Below are 15,748 nucleotides of genomic sequence, written 5' to 3' on the forward strand. Positions count from 1 at the left end.
CACGCGTGCTGTTCCGCGAATGTGAGAGCGCTCTCACGAGGTGTGCGGCGAGCTTACGCACGCCCCCGCGGAGAGGTCAAGCGTTTTCGAGAGAGCGCTCTCATTGAATTGATGGTCCCCGCCTAGCCGCGCGCCTCCCCGCTGCCCTCGCCCCGCGGGAACGCAGAAGTCGCGGTACTCGAACGCGAGTACCGCGACTTCCGTGGACTCACCGCCCCCTGCCGATCGAGTAGCGGCTACTCGACCAGCAGGCCGACCTCAGCCCACCAGCACCGCGAAGCCCTGCGCGGGCAGCTGCACGGAGACGGCACCGGACGGCGACGACTCGCTCACGAGCGCGCCGTCCTGCGAGTAGACGCGCAGCGTGCCGGAGCCGCCCGAGACGCCGATCGCCGTGGTGCGCACGCCGTCGGTGGAGTTGCGGATCAGCTCGGTGCGGCCGCCCTCTCCTCCGACCACGAGGCGCGTCACCAGCGGGCGCACCAGCAGCGCATCGAGGCGCGTCCGGCCGCTCAACGGGCGGACCTCGACGCTCGACGAGCCGGCCGGCACGGTGCGGCGGAGCTTCTCCGGGAGCAGCGCGCCCGACGCCTCCGTGACCCCCTGCGCCCCGACGGTCGAGCGGAGCAGGTCGAGCGGGCGCGAGCCCGACGTCCAGACGCTCAGCGGCGTGCGCTCCGTACCGCGCTGCGGCTGGTCGATGACCGCCTCCACCACGCGGTCCTGCGTGGACGGGCCGATCGGGATCGAGATCGCGCGGCGCGGGTCGGTCAGCGAGAGGTACGAGCCGCTCCAGCCGGCCTCCCCCGTCCAAGACGATTCGGGCGTGACGACGGTTCCGCCGCGCGCGCTCTCGGCCTCGACCAGCGTCAGCCCGTCGCGCGAGCGCTCGGTGGCGACGGAGCGGGCGCGGTCGGCGACATCCGGGTGCTCGTCGAGCGCCAGCATCGCCAGCAGGCCGTGGATCGTGCTCTCGGCGCCGCTGTTGCGGTTGACGGACCCGTCGGCCTGGACGCCGTCGAAGACGACTCCGGTGGCCGGGTCGTAGACCGGGCCGAGGCTGCGGTTCAGGCCGAAGAACCAGGCGCCCTGCACGGCCGCGAGGTCGGTGAAGGCGCTGGAGCCGGTGGCGTCGGCCAGGGCGAGCGAGTTCTGCAGGCGGGAGTCGGCTCCGTACGCGATCTGCACGCGGTCGGTCGGAGTGGGGTTCCAGCCGTTGTCGGGGCCGCCGGCGGTGAGCAGCTCCGGAGCGAAGCGGGCGCCGTCGACGAGCGCGGGCTCGAGGAGCGAGGAGTCGTCGAGCGCCGCGGACGACGCGGCGAGTCCGCCGGCCATCTGCGACGACCAGGAGTGCCAGAGCGTGCGCGACTTCGTCCACGGCAGGATCGCGCCGTACGGCCAGGCGGTGGTGTCCGCCTCCGTGGTCGTGGTGCGGGCGTAGGCGGCGACGCCCTCGGCGAGCTCGGCCGTGCTCGAGCGCACCGCGGAGTCGTCGGGAGCGGCCTCGAGGTAGGCGGAGAGGCCGAGCAGCGCCTCCGAGGTGGCGTCGGCCCCGTCGACGATCAGCCAGGCCGGAACCTGCACGCCGTCGGCCTGCGCGTACTCGCCGTAGCGCGTGAGAACCTCGCGGTCGACCGCGGCGACGCCGAGCCGCAGCCGATCCTGCAGGAAGGCGGCGAACTCCGGATCCGTGTCGCGGAACGCCGCGTAGCCCTCGCCGAACGCCCAGAGCGTGCGGGCGAGCCAGTAGCTGTCCTCGGAGTCGCTCGGGTCCGGCAGCTCGACCGGCTCGGCGCTCGCGTTCAGCTCCCCGTCGGTCTGCATCCAGAGCACCACGTTCCCGGCGTCGTCGCCCTCGGTGGTCTGGAAGTAGGCGAGGGCGCGGAGCGTCTCGAAGGCCTTCTCGCGGCTCTCGGTCGATCCGGTCTGCTGCCAGTGGCGGAGGTAGACGACCGCGGCACGCGAGATGTCGTCGGTGGTGAACGCGCCCTGCTCGTAGTCGCCGGTCGCCGGATCGAGGCGGCCACCGCCCACGCGCTCGAAGGCGCCGCCGTCGCGGGCGTCGGCGTAGGTCCACGGCATCACCAGGGTCGGCTCCTCGTCGAGCCGGTAGGTGGTGTGGCCGGGCTCGGGCACCGGAGTGGCGGTGTCGAGGAGGAAGTCGAGGTGCGCCGTGTTCGTCAGCGGGTCGGCCGCCTGCGCGGGGGTCGCGCCGAGGGCGAGGCCCCCGACGGTGAGGGCGGCGGCGGCCAGGACGGCCGCCGATCTGGTGAGCGTGTTCGTCATCGAACTCTCCTTGGGTGGGGTGTGAGGGGCGGATCTCGATAGGCCCGCGATACGGGCTGCTCGATCAGCGGGAGGCGCCGGCGGACTCGATCAGCGGCGTCAGCCGTCCGTGCGGACGAGGCGGGCCGCGCCGATCTTCGAGTCGGCCATGCCGTAGAAGACGTAGTGCTGCCCGTCGATCTCCTCGATCGCCGTCGGGAAGACGACGTTCGGGACGATCCCGCTGCGCTCCTCCTCCGTCTCGGCCTCGAGCAGCGGCTCGGCGGTGCGCGCGATCACCCGCGACGGGTCGTCGCCGTCGAGGAGGATCGCTCCGGCCGAGTAGTTCACGTGCTGCTGCTGCGCGAAGGCGCTGTCGATCACTCCGGTCACCCCGTGGTGGATGAGCAGCCACCCCTCGGGTACGCGCAGCGGCGCGGGTCCGCCGCCGACCTTCAGCTCCTCGAACGGGAACTCCGGGCCCGCGAGGAACCGGTGCCGCGTCCAGCGCGTGAGACTCGCCAGGTCGCGGTCGACCTCGTCCACCGGCACGTAGCTGATCCAGATGCTCTGCCGCGGGTCCTCGATCCCGGCCGGGAGGCGCACGCCCTCGCCCGGCCGCGTCTCGCCGAGGTCCCACATCGGCCGGTGCAGCACCGCGAACGAGCGGGTGCCGTCCGGAGCGGCGACGATCTCGGGGAAGAACACGCAGTCCTTGTTGTGGAACAGGCCCAGGTCGATGTCGAGCGCGTCGTCGTAGGCGAAGGTCACCGGGCCCAGGCGCCGCCAGTCGCGGAGATCCTCCGACACGGCGAGCGCCGTCCGGGGCCCGAGCGGCCCGTAGGCGACGTAGGTCATCACGTGCAGCCCGAGCGCTTCGATGAACGTGATCCGCGGATCCTCCACGCCGGCGTTGTGCGCGCCGCGCTCGAAGCCGCGGTCGGGCGCGAGCACGACGCCCTCGCGCTCGACTCCGACGGGAACGCCGCCCTCTACGACCACGCGGGCCAGGCCCACGCGGGAGACGTTGCCGGCGGCGACCATCCGGGGCAGGAGGTACAGCTCGCCGTCGGGCCCGCGGCCGCTGCCGGGGTTGAGCACCCCCTCGGCTTCGAGCTCGTCGCCCGGGGCGGGCTCCATCACGACGCCGACGCGCTCGAGACGGTAGGGGACAGTGGTGAGGGTGGGAGACATGGTCAGCCTTTCACTCCGGATCCGAGATCGGTCGAGACGAAGTAGCGCTGGAACACGATGAACAGCACCACGACGGGCGCGGCGAGCACGACGGCTCCCGCGAGGATCGCCCCGAACGGGTTGTCGGTCGACGACGCCACGTTCGAGATGTAGTTGGCCAGGGACACGGCGAGCGGCTGCAGCGACGCGTCCTTGGTGATGAGGAACGGCCAGAGGAACTCGTTCCAGGGGCCGATGAAGGTCAGCAGCACGGCGGTCACCAGCGCGGGCCGCACCAGCGGGAGCGCGATGGTCCACAGCAGCTTCAGCTCGCCGGCGCCGTCGATCCGGGCCGCCTCGAACAGCTCCTTGGGGAGCTGCAGGAAGTACTGCCGGAAGATGATCACCGCCGTCGAGTTGATGGCGAACGGCAGGATCATCCCGAGGTGGCTGTCCGCGAGGCCGTAGTCGCGCGCGATCAGCACGTAGAGCGGGATCTGCAGCAACTGGAACGGGATGACCTGCACCAGCAGGGCGAGCGCGAACACCGCGTTGCGCCCCCGCCACTGCAGCATCGCGAGCGCGTATCCGGCGAGGACGCCGAAGAACACGGTGCACAGCAGCACGCCGCCGGTGAAGATCCCGGAGTTGACCAGTCCGGTGAGCAGGCTGATCCGCTCGTTCACGTTGACGTAGTTGTCGAGCGTGAGGTTGCCCGGCTCCGGGATCGCTCCCGCGAGCGTCGGATCCGGATCCGTCTGCAGGGAGCCGACGATCATGTAGTAGAAGGGGAAGAGGAAGACGATCGCGCCGATCGCGAGCACGACTCCGCGGAGGATCACGGCTCCGCGGCTGGAGCCGACGGGGCGCCTCCGCGGGGCCTTCTCCGGGGCGGCGGCGGCGGGCACGGCCGAGGCGGCGCCTCCGGCACTGGACAGGGTGCTCATGAGTTCCTCTCCCCCGCGAAGCGGTTCTGCAGATAGGCGATGACCAGCACCAGCAGCACCAGGACCACGCCGATGGCCGAGGCCACGTCGGGCTGCCCCTGCTGGATCCCGAGCTGGTACATCAGCAGCACGGGCGAGGCGGACGCGCCGTTGGGGCCGCCTCCGCCGGTGAGGAGGTAGGGCTCGGTGAAGAGGTTCGCCCCGGTGACGGTCGACACCAGCAGCACCAGGAGGGTCGCGGGCCGCACGCTGGGCACGGTCACCGACCAGAACTGGCGGATGCGTCCGGCGCCGTCGGTCGACGCCGACTCGTAGAGCTCCTTCGGCACGTTCTGCAGCGCCGCCAGGTACAGCAGGATGTAGAACCCGAGCTGCTTCCAGGTGACGTAGAGAGCGATGATCGGCATCGCGAGCTGCTCGTTGATCAGCCACGACGGGTTCGGCGCCAGCGGCCCGAGGAGGCTGTTGACCAGCCCGTTCCCGTTGAAGAGGAAAAGCCACACGCCGACGACCGCGACGCTCGCCGTGACGTAGGGCACGTAGAAGCTGACGCGGAGGAACGTCCGCAGGTGCACGACCTTGTCGAGCGCCGCGGCGAGCAGGAGCGAGAGCACGACCGTCAGCGGCACGTTGATCACCAGGAAGATCCCGATGTTGCCGAAGGAGCGGATGACCTGCGGGCTCGAGAACGCCGTGACGAAGTTGTCGAGGCCGACGAACGGCCGCTCCACCTGCACGCCGGGAGCCGCGAAGAAGAAGTCGTGGAACGCGATCCAGACCGAGTAGACGACCGGGAACGCGAAGACCGCGAGCACGAAGAGGAGGTAGGGGCTGCCGAACAGCAGCCCGAGGGGCTGGGGCCCGAGGACGCGGTGCAGGAGGCTCCGCTTCCCCGGTGCCCCGGCCGGCGCGGGCCGGCGGGTGAGGGTGGTCACGGCCGGGTCACTGCTGGCCGGCGAGCCCGGTGACGGTCTCGGCCGCTCCGTCGAGCGCCGTCTTCACGTCGCCCTCGCCGAAGATGACCGTCTTGCCCCACGCGTCGCGGATCGCCTGCAGCATCTGCACGGTGTTCGGCCCCGACGGCACCTCGATGGTGCGGCTCGCCTGGTCGCCGAAGCGCTGGTAGGCGGGGTTCGCCTCGAAGTAGTCGGCGTAGGTGGTCTGCAGGTCGGTGCGCAGCGGCATCTGGCCGGTGGTCTCGAGCAGCGAGCGGTCCTGCTCCTCGCTGGTCGCGAACTTCAGCACCTCCCAGGCGGTGCCCTTGTTGGCGCAGGCGGAGTAGAGGCCGACGTTCTTCGCGTCGCTGAAGGTCCAGGTGTCCTCGGCGGGCGTGCCGTCGGGGGTGGGCACCGAGACGGAGCCCCAGTTCAGGTCGTCGTAGACCGAGACCGCCCAGGGGCCGACGATCGACATCGCGGCCTGGCCGTCGGCGAAGGCGTCGCCCTGGTACTGCTCGCGGCCGGCGAGGCCCTGGTCGTAGAGGCTCTTCCAGAAGTCGGCGACCTCGTAGCCCTCGTCGTCGGCGAAGGTGGCCTCGCCGTCCTCGACGAGGCTCGTCCCTCCGGTGGCCGCGGCGTAGAGCGGCATGAAGTCGAACTGGGTCTGGAAGAACTCGCTGGTGGGCGCGGGCTGGATCGCGGCGGGCGCGGCTCCGGACTCGACCAGCGTCTTCGATGTGGCGAGGAAGTCGTCGTAGGTCGACAGCGACGGGTTCTCGGGGTCGAGGCCCGCCTTCGCGAAGAGGTCCTTGTTGTAGAAGATGACGACCGGGTTGCTCTTCCACGGCATCTGGAAGTACTCGCCGTCGGCGTTCTGGTACTGCTCGGCGAGGTCGCCGCTGCGGGTCTCGATGTAGTCGGCGCCGCCGTCGAATTTCGAGAGGTCGACGAGTCCGCCCTGGCGCTCGAACTGGCCGACCGCGCTCGGGGCGGTGTTGAAGACGAGGCACGGCGCGTTGCCGGCCGTGATCGCGGCTCCGATGACCTCCTCGCTGCTCTTGCCCGCGGGGATCTCCTGCCCGGTGATCTCCTCGTCCGGGTGGTCCGCGTTCCAGGCGTCGACCATCGCCTTGCCCCACTGCACCTCCTGCTCGTTGTTCGAGTACCAGATGGTGATCGGTCCGGTGGCGGTGAGGTCGGTCGACGCTCCGCCACCACCGCTGCAGGCGGTGAGGGCGAGGGTCGCGAGGGAGGCGGTGGCGATCCCGGTCAGCCAGCGTCTCGTCGTCGAGGGGGCCATGGTGTTCTCCTTGTCCGGCGTGCGCGACGGTGCGCACGCGTCTTCAGTGGGTCGACGGCCGCGGAGGAGCGGTCGAGTGGCGCACCACGAGCCCGGCGGGCTCGAGGTCGACGTCGGGGGCGCTGCCGGACTCGATGAGGTCGAGCAGCGTGCGGGCGGCCTCCTCGCCCCAGCGCGCGGGGCGCGTGCGGGCCGAGGTCAGCGACGGGTAGACGTGGGCGGCGATCTCGGAGTCGTCGAAGCCCGTGATCGAGAGGTCGTCGGGGAGCCGGAGCCCGCGGGCGTGCGCGACGCCGAGTCCGGCGATGGCCATCGGGTCGTTGCCGAAGACGATCGCGGTGGGCGGGGTCGGGCTGTCGAGCAGCCGCTCCGTGGCCGCCGCGCCCTGCTGCGGGCTGAAGTCGGTAGCGATGGGGGTGGTGGGTTCGAGTCCCACCACCGTGCAGGCTTCTGTGAAGGCGTCGCGGCGGCGGGAGGAGTGGAGCAGGTGGTCCGGCCCCGCGACGTGGGCGATGCGGCGGTGGCCGAGCTCCGCCAGATGCCGGACGGCGTCGGCGATGCCCGCGGAGTCGTCCATCACGACGGCGGGTGAGGAGGAGCCCTCGAGTCGCCCGAGCGTGACGGCCGGGATGTGCAGCTCGGCGAGCAGCGCCGGCCGGGAGTCGTCCTGCCGGAGGTCGGTGAGGAACACGCCGTCGACGCGGCGGTCGGCCGCGAGCGTGCGGTAGACGGCCTCCTCGGAGGCGCCCGGGTCGACGACGCTGAGCACCAGCACTCGGCCGCGCTCGGCGAGCACCCGCTCGACCCCCGAGATGAAGGAGGGGAAGAACGGATCGGCCGCGATGACCGCCGGGTCGCGCGCCACCACGAGGCCCACCGCGAACGAGACGCTGGTGGAGAGGGAGCGGGCCGTGAGGCTGGGCCGGTAGCCGAGCTCGGCGGCGACGCGGAGGATCCGCTCGCGGGAGTCGGGCGAGACGCCCGGCCGGTCGTTGAGCGCGAACGAGACGAGCGCCTTGCTCACGCCGGCCTCACGCGCGACGTCGAGGATCGTCGGTCTGCCCGCCATGGGAGCTCCTTCGCTCGTCGCCGCGTCTGAACCGGTTTTATAAACCGGTTCAGAGCACCGTAGCAGGGAGGCGCGCGGAGGAGAAGAGGGAGGTGGATGAGGCGGTGCACGTGCCACTTTGTGCCCGTTTCCCGCCTGTCCCCGGTGCTGGGACGTGCACGCGTCGGCCGGTCGCTACGGTGACGGACGCCTGTGCATGGGCGCCCGGGATGGCCGCCGAGCGAGTGGCGCCAGGCCGCTCACGGAACCGTCGTACGGCGGAGTCTGAGAGCCCTCCGCGTCCCGGCTCCGGCCCGCCTGCCGGGTGCTGGAGTGTCCCGGTGCCCGGTGACCCCGCAGGCACTCCCCCGACCCGAGAGAGAGAACGATCATGGCCCGCCCCCACTCCGCCAGCCGCACCACGAGCGAGCAGCGCACCGAGCACGCCGAGCAGTACTCGGCCGGAGCGCGCTACGCGTCGGAGGCGTTCGGCACCTTCCTCCTGGTCGCCGGCGGCGTCGGCACCGCGGTCTTCGCCTCCGCCTTCCCCGACTCCGGCAACGCCCTCGGAGTCGGCTTCCTCGGCGTCGCGCTCGCCTTCGGCCTCACCGTGATGGCCAGCATCTACGCCGTCGGCCACATCTCCGGCGGCCACTTCAATCCCGCCGTCAGCATCGGCCTCGCCATCGCCGGCCGGACCGAGTGGAAGCACATCCCCGGCTACATCGTCAGCCAGATCCTCGGCGGACTCGTCGGAGCCGGAGTCGTCTTCCTCGTCGCCGCCGACGGCCCCGCCGGCTACCTCGCCGCCGCCCGCGACTCCGGCTTCGCCTCCAACGGCTACGGCGCCGCCTCCCCCGGCGGCTTCGGCCTCGGCGCGGTTCTGCTGACCGAGATCGTCCTGACCGCCGTCTTCGTCGCCGTCATCCTCTCCGTCACCGCCAAGAGCGAGTACAAGGCCGTCGCGCCGCTGGCCATCGGCTTCACGCTGACGCTCGTGCACCTGATCAGCATCCCGGTGAGCAACACGTCGGTGAACCCGGCGCGATCGATCGCTGCCGCGGTGTTCGCGGGGCCGGATGCGCTGGGGCAGGTGTGGGTGTTCCTGGTCGCGCCGATCGTGGGAGCTGCGATCGCAGGGGTGGGGACGAAGGTGCTGAACCGGCGGAAGTAGAAGGGTGACGGCGCGCGCCGCGACGGGCTCCCTCCCTCGCGCAAGGGCACACTGACGCTCCCGACGCACCTCGAACGACAATCGGATGACCCGCGCTCCGTCAGCAGGGTGGCGGTGTGAGTAGAGCAATCACGATCCGACTGAATCGGCTGATGCAACACGCGAAGGCACCGACTTGCCCCTCGGCTCACTCGAGGCGCATCCTCACCCCAGAGCGCTCGACTACGGCCTTGCTCCCCGGGCGCCACGACGCAGAGCTTGCAGCTGCTGGATCCCAGCAGCGACGGGCGCGTCGAGGTGCAGCCGAGCGCAACGATCTATCGGACGTGCGCCCGAGGCCAAGCAACTGTGGTGCGGCTCCGCCTCAAAAACCCCCTCGCGAACCCAAAGCGAGACGTCCCGCCACGAGACGCCTTGCCGAGACAAACGTGCGCCCGAGATCCGACGAGCGCTCGGGCTTCGCCCGTGAGGCGACCGCGAGTCCCAGGAAGCTAATGTTTTACACAACACTCTCTACATGGTGGGTAGCTCGGCTCGTGGACGAGAGCTTCCGTGGTTGGGGCTAGGTTGAACAAGAGGTTGTTCTGTAGTTGAGGGTCGGGTTGATGTCCGCGTTCCGGGAGTTGACCGAGTCGCGCGAAGTTGGACCGGAGACGGTGGATCTGCTGATTCGCCTCGTGGGCCAGACGAGTCGGACAAACTCGTTCCCGCCTCCACTTGGGCATGGGAACTGGTCAGATCAGGCCGTTCTCGACTACGTCGGGAGCATCCTCGGTAGTCCTCGCGGGTCCGGTATGGCGATCGGGTGCGTGGTCTCAGCAACGGACGACCGCTCGCTAGAGCGGCTGTTGCTCACTTCCATCCGGCGGTTCATGATCGATGAGGCAAAGGCGACCCCGGTGGGAAAGCTTCGGCTCCGGTTGCGCGGTCTGCTCGGGAAGGACGAGCGTTTCGTCAGTGCGACTTCGCTGCTCGCCGGCGAAGAAGCGTGGACGATCCCGGCAAACGGCTCCGCCGTCTGGACCGAAGATCTCGAGGACCTGGAGCGCGTGACAGCATCCGTTCAGGTGGCGCCGATCTATCGCCTCAACAGAGCCGGCCCGACGCCGAGGCCCGTTCGCGAGTCACTTCTCACTCTGAGTCACGAGGCTTTGCTTCGGACCGCTGGCGCGATACGCGCTCAGCTCCTCGCCCGTTTTCTCTACCGCCGCTTCGCCCTCGACTCCGCCGAACCGACGTCGCCCGGATCGGCGAGCAGTCCACCGCCTACGTTGTCCCTTGACCTAGACGACGAGGTCGCGGTGCTCGCGCGGACGATCTACAACGACTTGTCCGTTGCGGAGATCCGTATCCTGGGGAACGTGGGCACGGCCGCAGACCTGTCGGCGTTGAACCCCGCCCGCGACGCGCTCTTCGAGCGTCTTCGCATCTACGGGGGCAGCGACGTCGGGCGTGATGCAGTGAGCCTCGCCGCGCGATGGTGTTCGCCCTCCGGCATGGTTGCAAGTTAGGTCGTCCGTTCACGTGAGATCACCGACTACAGAGAGGACGTCGTCATGATCGACCTACCTCCTCTGACCCGCGCCGACTTGATTGAGCTGGGCAGGAGGATCAAAATCCCCCAACAGGTCGAGGCGCTCACGCCCGAGCCTGGTGAGGTCTGGCGGGCTCTCTGGGACGAAACTGCAACTCTCGTTGTCATCCTCGAGGCCACTGAGATCTCGATCCGCGTTGCTCCGTTCTTCTTTGACTTCGACGACCTGATCTTCAACGAGGAGGACCAGGTCGCGCTCGCGGGGCAGCCGGCCGTCGTTCTCTGGAGCCAGGCCCGAAACATCGCGCCGCTCACCCTCGATGCCGCGTTCGGATCCGTCCCCTTAACAAGACTGACGACGGGTCCGATCATCGATCAAGTTCTCGAATCACAGATGACCGAACCCCTCGACACGCTCGCGGCGTTGACCAGAGACAGCGAAGGTGACGGCACGTTGCGTGAGCGTCTACTGGGACTTCACATCTCTCCGCGGCAAATCGCGGAAGCGCTTGGCCAGCCCCTCGTCGTAGGCGCGAACATTCTTCGTAACCGGCGACCCGTCACATCCGAGGAAGCGGAAGCCCTCGCCGCCGCGGTACCTCTGACCGCGAACGAGATCCTTTCCTCCAACCCGACTCTGCCCCAGCAGTGGCAGGACGAGCTGCAGTCCGCTGCCTACCGCAGACCAGTGCGAAACCTGGCGCGACAGCGCCGTAAGTCGGACTCGGAAGTCTGGCGCTCCGTGGCCTACGGCTCGTACGCGCTCGCTGCGCGGCAGGGCAACAACCTCGAGACCGCGAGCGTGCGTGCGCGAATCCATAGCTACCTACAGTCCGAGCTGGAGCGTAATGACTGACGTCAACCGCGCTGCCCGGATCCACGCGCGACTTGATGCTCCGCACTACGTCAGCCGCATGATTGCGTCGCTGCAAGCTCGAGGCGACATCTCGCTGGAGGAGATCCGTCAAGACCCCATCCGCTGGCTCGAGGAGTGGAACGAAGTCGACGTCTTCGACTTTGAACCCTCGCGAGCGGAGTCAGATTCGAGATGTGACGTAGCCGGACTCTACCGGGGGGAGGAAACACCGCCTCGGATCGGTATTGCGTTCTCCGAGACCCGACAGCGGATGAACTTCACCGCTCTGCACGAGCTCGGGCATCACCTTCAGATGACCGACGAGGAGCTTCTTAACTCGCTCGTGGAGCGTCCGGACGGCGGAGCTGCGCTAGAGGAGGAAGCTTGCGACACTTTCGCCGCGGCGATCCTGATCCCGGAAGCGGCCGCGACCAGCCTGCTCGGCAGAGGAACGCCCTCCGCCGAATCGGTCGTTCAGCTTTGGCAGACGCTCGGGACGGTATCTCGCTCAGCAGTCGCGATGCGAGCTCGTCGACAGATCGATGGCGACGGCCACGTTGTCGTCCTCAACGCCGACGGCATCGTCACGTTCGCGACATCGACGACCGCGATCCGACCAGGGCAGCGAAGCGACCAAACTGCCACGGCGATTTGGTCGGCCATTGAGCGCGCTCACGCGAACGAGACAGTTACGGCGCGGGGACAGTTTGCCTACGGAACCGCGCTGGCCGGCGACATCTATTTCATGCAAGCTACGCCTGCTGGCACCGGCTTCATCATCGTCGCCGCGATCGAACGAGTGCCATGGACACTATCCATCGCCCGACACGAAAGCGCTCCCTACGGCCGCTGGTACGTGTGCCCCCACCTCGCTTGCGCCGCCGAGTTCCTGGCCGGGCCGAAAGACGTCTGCTCCGTCTGCCATCAGCCGACCTGCACCGAGTGCGGCCGTTGCGCCTGTTCCATCACAGCCCCAGCCGAATTCCTCTGCACCGACTGCTTCCTCCTAAAGGGGTCAGCAGAGGCGTCGGCGACCGAAGGCATCTGCTCCGACTGCGCCGCCTGACGAAGCCTCAGAGTTACATCGTCTGTTCCTTGCGAGGGCTCATCCTGGGCCCGGTCAGGAGAACAATGAACAACTCAGCTCGGCCGCTTTCCGCGGTAATCACCATCGACAACACCACCTTCCAGCTCGAGCACGGTGACATCACCGGCCAAGAACTGCGGGAACTCACCAGTCCGGCGGCCAACGAACTGTGGCTCGACCTCCCGGACGCGCAGGACGTCCCGGTTCCGCCGGAGTCCACCATCACCATCGCCAGCGACCTGCGCTTCTTCACGAACACGCCCATCACCATCTACATCGACTCCGCGCCCTACCGGGTCCCAGCCGGTGCCGTGATGGAGCAGAAGTTGCGCGAGCTCACTTCACCGGCGATTCGGGATGACCACCGCATCTGGAAGGACATCTACGACGACCTCGACGACCCCATCGCCGAAGACGAGATCATCCTCATCAGAGACGGCGATCGCTTCTTCACCAAGGCGCCCGAGCGCACCACCTTCGAGATCCGAGTCAACACGGAGAGGCACACCGTCGCCGGCCCGATCGTCTCCTTCGAGACCATCGTCGGACTCGCGTTCCCCGCGCCGCCCACCGGTTCCCAGCTCATTTTCACGGTCGGCTACACCCGTGGCGCCGGCCCCCGCCCCACCGGAACGCTGCGCGCCGGCGAGAGCGTCACGATCAAGAACGGAACCATCTTCAATGTCACAGCGACTGATAAGTCGTAGCGCCGACCTGCAGAAGCTGCGTGACCAGGGATACGAGGTGTCCGTCATCGACGGGCACCTCGTCCTCTCCCACGTCCCCTACGTCAACGCTGCTCGCCAGGTCACCTACGGCTCCCTCGTTTCCACGCTCACCCTCAGCGGCGAAACCACCACCTCACCAGACACCCACGTGGTCTACTTCATCGGCGAGACGCCGTGCACGGCAGACGGCACCCCGCTCGACAACCTGATCCACGCGGTCTACGACGCCCAGCTCACAACAAATCTCGCCGTGAACTTCATGTTCTCGCACAAGCCGGTCCCCTCCGGGCTCTACCCGGACTACTTCGCAAAGATGAGCACCTACGCGACGATCTTGCTGCAGGAAGCCCAGGCCCTGGACCCAGACGCAATCGCCCAGACCTTCGCGCCCGTCACCGATGAGGACGACACCAGCGTCTTCAACTACCTCGACACCGCCTCCAGCCGAGCGGGGATTGCGATGGTCGCCAGCAAGCTCCAGATCGGTAAGGTCGCGATCATCGGAGTCGGCGGCACCGGCGCCTACATCCTTGACCTCCTGGCCAAAACACCCATCGGCGAACTCCACCTTTTCGACGGAGATCGCTTCCTGCAGCACAACGCGTTCCGCGCTCCCGGCGCCCCCACCCTCGACGAACTTGGCTCCACCCCATACAAGGTCAACTACCTCGCAGGCCGATACGCCGCGATGAGGAAGGGAATCTTTCCGCACCCGATCAACATCGATGCCACCAACCTGAGCCAGCTAGACGACACCGACTTCGTGTTCCTCGCGATCGACGACGGCCCGGCCAAGGAGGTCATCGTCACGCACCTTGAGACGGTCGGAATCGACTTCATCGACGTCGGCATGGGCATTTACGAGCGACTCGGCGCGCTCGGCGGCCTCGTCAGAACAACACTCAGCCGGAACGACCAGCAGAGCCGGGCCGATGCCCGCAGCCGGATCTCGTTCGGTGACGACAGCGCCAACGAGTACACGCAGAACATCCAGATCGCCGACCTCAACGCTTTGAACGCTGCCCTCGCCGTCATCAGGTTCAAAAAGCACCTCGGGTTCTTCCTCGACCTGGACGTCACCGACACCTCGATCTTCATGATCGACAGCAACGCGATCGCAAACGAGGACTCGGCATGAAGACCCACACGTTCGACTACGAGTTCATCGACGAGTTCCCAACCACGCCCGCCCCGGGGACGGTCTACGTCTCCACGCCTTACGCCAGCGCGCTTCACCGCTGCGCGTGTGGATGCGGAATCAACGTCGTCACTCCACTGTCACCCGACGACTGGTCCATCATCTTCAACGGCGTCTCCGTCAGCCTGACACCATCCATCGGGAACTGGAGCTTTCCGTGTAGATCGCACTACTTGATTCGGCGCGGCGACGTCATCTGGTCGGACCAATGGTCGACTCAGAAGATCGAAGCTAATCGCGAAGCCGACCACGCACGAAAGGAGCAACGCTCCATCGCTGAACGGGAAACGGTGCCCTCTACCACAGAGTCAGGCACGCGGCTCGCGCGCTGGTTCAGGAAGCTTCGCCCGTAGGACGAGGGTTCTGAGTAATTTCTCGCACCGCCGCAAGCCAGACAATCGGAGAACTGATGAACCCAATGCTCGACGACACCCTCCTGCTGTCGCCGCTCATCGTTCCGCCCGAGGCCGAGAAGAAGAAGGCCCTGCTGCTGAGCGAGCGGTTCTCGACGATCGCTCCGCGCGGGTTCCCACCCACCGAGGCCATGGCCGAGATGAAGGAGCGAGGCTGGTGGATTCCCGCCCATCTCGACGATCTCGACGAGCTCGCTCGAGAGCGAGCCGTCCGCGAGTGCATCGACGCCGCTGAGCGGTACACCTTCACGACCGACGACTGGAAGCAGTCCGACAGGCTGTTCGCCCGCAAGCTCCCCTACGAGCTGGAGCACTGGCTCGTCGAGAACGACTACCTCAGGCCGGCTTCTCGCGACGGCTCCGAGTTCCGGGCGAGCAGGGAGAATCTGGTCCCCGGGCTGCTCGCGATCTGCGGCCGGCGCCTCTGCCAGGCGAAGGGCTGGCAGTACGGCGTGGTCACGACCGCGACGGCCCGGCAGGCGCTGTTCGCGATCGACGACGCCACCGACCAACGGGCTCTCGCCCTCACGCTCTACGACATCCCCGAGCCGCATCCGGATGCGACCTTCGACGACATCGTGGCCTTCCGTCAGAGCAAGGGAAGGCTGCTCGCCCGGTACATCGACAGCCTCCGGGACGTGCGGCTCGCCGTCGCCGAGGCGGAGGACGGCCGGGAGCTCGAGGATGCACTGATCACCTACAAGGCGCGTGTCTCGGAACTCCATCGAGCGTCCGGGCCTCTGAAGGGCGAGGGCGGCGGGCGACTCAATCCGATGACTCTGCTGATCCCGATGACCGAGGTCGGCGTCGCGATCGGAGACTGGTTGACCTCAGGGCCGAGCTTCGCTCCGATCGTCCTGGCGGTGCGAGCCGTCGCCTCGGTCGTCACCCTGCGCCGACACGACGCGACGTCCTACCTCTCCGCCGCCGTGGCGAAGAACCTGATCGAGGCGCCGGAGAGCCGAGCGGGGACGGTCGGCCTGCGGGACTGACGGCGTCACGGCAGCTCCTGTCACGACCCGCCCTTCCAGGAAAGGCCAGGGGTCTGCCACCCCCGCTTCGGTACCGTCTTCCCCATGCCCGACCC

Annotated in this window: 14 protein-coding genes; 8 read left to right on the plus strand and 6 right to left on the minus strand. The window is 68.2% G+C overall.

What is annotated here, in order from left to right; translation table 11 throughout:
• Positions 1 to 258: 258 nt before the first annotated feature.
• From C5C10_RS04760 to C5C10_RS04785, 6 genes are all read right to left on the minus strand, one after another.
• Positions 259 to 2,286 carry a hypothetical protein gene (locus C5C10_RS04760; RefSeq protein ID WP_104328674.1) on the minus strand — a complete coding sequence of 676 codons (2,028 nt, stop codon included), beginning with the start codon at positions 2,284 to 2,286 and terminating at the stop codon, positions 259 to 261.
• Between the two features lie 99 nt (positions 2,287 to 2,385).
• Positions 2,386 to 3,459 carry a glycosidase gene (locus tag C5C10_RS04765; RefSeq protein WP_104257499.1) on the minus strand — a complete coding sequence of 358 codons (1,074 nt, stop codon included), beginning with the start codon at positions 3,457 to 3,459 and terminating at the stop codon, positions 2,386 to 2,388.
• A 2-nt stretch (positions 3,460 to 3,461) separates the two neighbouring features.
• On the minus strand, positions 3,462 to 4,385 hold the full coding sequence (locus tag C5C10_RS04770; RefSeq protein WP_104315265.1) for a carbohydrate ABC transporter permease: 924 nt from the start codon (positions 4,383 to 4,385) through the stop codon (positions 3,462 to 3,464).
• A complete protein-coding gene (locus tag C5C10_RS04775; RefSeq protein WP_104223956.1) occupies positions 4,382 to 5,320 on the minus strand; it encodes a carbohydrate ABC transporter permease in 939 nt (312 codons plus the stop codon). The genes C5C10_RS04770 and C5C10_RS04775 overlap by 4 nt, the downstream gene beginning before the upstream one ends.
• A 7-nt stretch (positions 5,321 to 5,327) precedes the next feature.
• The gene (locus tag C5C10_RS04780) at positions 5,328 to 6,623 is read right to left on the minus strand and encodes an extracellular solute-binding protein (protein ID WP_104328675.1); all 1,296 of its coding nucleotides are present in this window, start codon (positions 6,621 to 6,623) and stop codon (positions 5,328 to 5,330) included.
• Positions 6,624 to 6,666: 43 nt separating this feature from the next.
• Positions 6,667 to 7,692, minus strand: coding sequence for a LacI family DNA-binding transcriptional regulator (locus C5C10_RS04785; RefSeq protein WP_104328676.1), 1,026 nt, complete (start codon positions 7,690 to 7,692; stop codon positions 6,667 to 6,669).
• Between the two features lie 370 nt (positions 7,693 to 8,062).
• Between C5C10_RS04785 and aqpZ the strand changes: the two genes are divergently transcribed.
• The 8 genes from aqpZ to C5C10_RS04825 all read left to right on the plus strand — a co-directional run bounded on the left by aqpZ (position 8,063) and on the right by C5C10_RS04825 (position 15,653).
• Positions 8,063 to 8,845: an aquaporin Z gene (gene aqpZ / locus C5C10_RS04790; RefSeq protein ID WP_104328677.1), complete on the plus strand. Its 783-nt coding sequence runs from the start codon at positions 8,063 to 8,065 to the stop codon at positions 8,843 to 8,845.
• Between the two features lie 809 nt (positions 8,846 to 9,654).
• Entirely contained in the window at positions 9,655 to 10,356 is a 702-nt protein-coding gene (locus tag C5C10_RS04795) for a hypothetical protein (protein WP_146082103.1), read from the plus strand.
• 45 nt (positions 10,357 to 10,401) lie between these two features.
• Positions 10,402 to 11,235: a hypothetical protein gene (locus tag C5C10_RS04800; protein ID WP_104328679.1), complete on the plus strand. Its 834-nt coding sequence runs from the start codon at positions 10,402 to 10,404 to the stop codon at positions 11,233 to 11,235.
• A complete protein-coding gene (locus C5C10_RS04805; protein ID WP_104328680.1) occupies positions 11,228 to 12,301 on the plus strand; it encodes an ImmA/IrrE family metallo-endopeptidase in 1,074 nt (357 codons plus the stop codon). The genes C5C10_RS04800 and C5C10_RS04805 overlap by 8 nt, the downstream gene beginning before the upstream one ends.
• A 65-nt stretch (positions 12,302 to 12,366) precedes the next feature.
• Positions 12,367 to 13,029 (plus strand): multiubiquitin domain-containing protein, encoded by a 663-nt coding sequence (locus C5C10_RS18035; RefSeq protein ID WP_219813235.1) that lies wholly within the window; start codon positions 12,367 to 12,369, stop codon positions 13,027 to 13,029.
• A complete protein-coding gene (locus C5C10_RS04815) occupies positions 13,004 to 14,188 on the plus strand; it encodes a ThiF family adenylyltransferase (RefSeq protein WP_104328681.1) in 1,185 nt (394 codons plus the stop codon). The genes C5C10_RS18035 and C5C10_RS04815 overlap by 26 nt, the downstream gene beginning before the upstream one ends.
• The gene (locus C5C10_RS04820) at positions 14,185 to 14,601 is read left to right on the plus strand and encodes a DUF6527 family protein (protein WP_181073396.1); all 417 of its coding nucleotides are present in this window, start codon (positions 14,185 to 14,187) and stop codon (positions 14,599 to 14,601) included. Before C5C10_RS04815 ends, C5C10_RS04820 begins: the two co-directional genes overlap by 4 nt.
• Before the next feature lie 56 nt (positions 14,602 to 14,657).
• A complete protein-coding gene (locus tag C5C10_RS04825) occupies positions 14,658 to 15,653 on the plus strand; it encodes a hypothetical protein (protein WP_146082104.1) in 996 nt (331 codons plus the stop codon).
• Positions 15,654 to 15,748 lie beyond the last annotated feature (95 nt).

Origin of the sequence: Rathayibacter sp. AY1A3 (genome assembly GCF_002930975.1) — a bacterium.
Taxonomy (GTDB): Bacteria; Actinomycetota; Actinomycetes; order Actinomycetales; family Microbacteriaceae; genus Rathayibacter.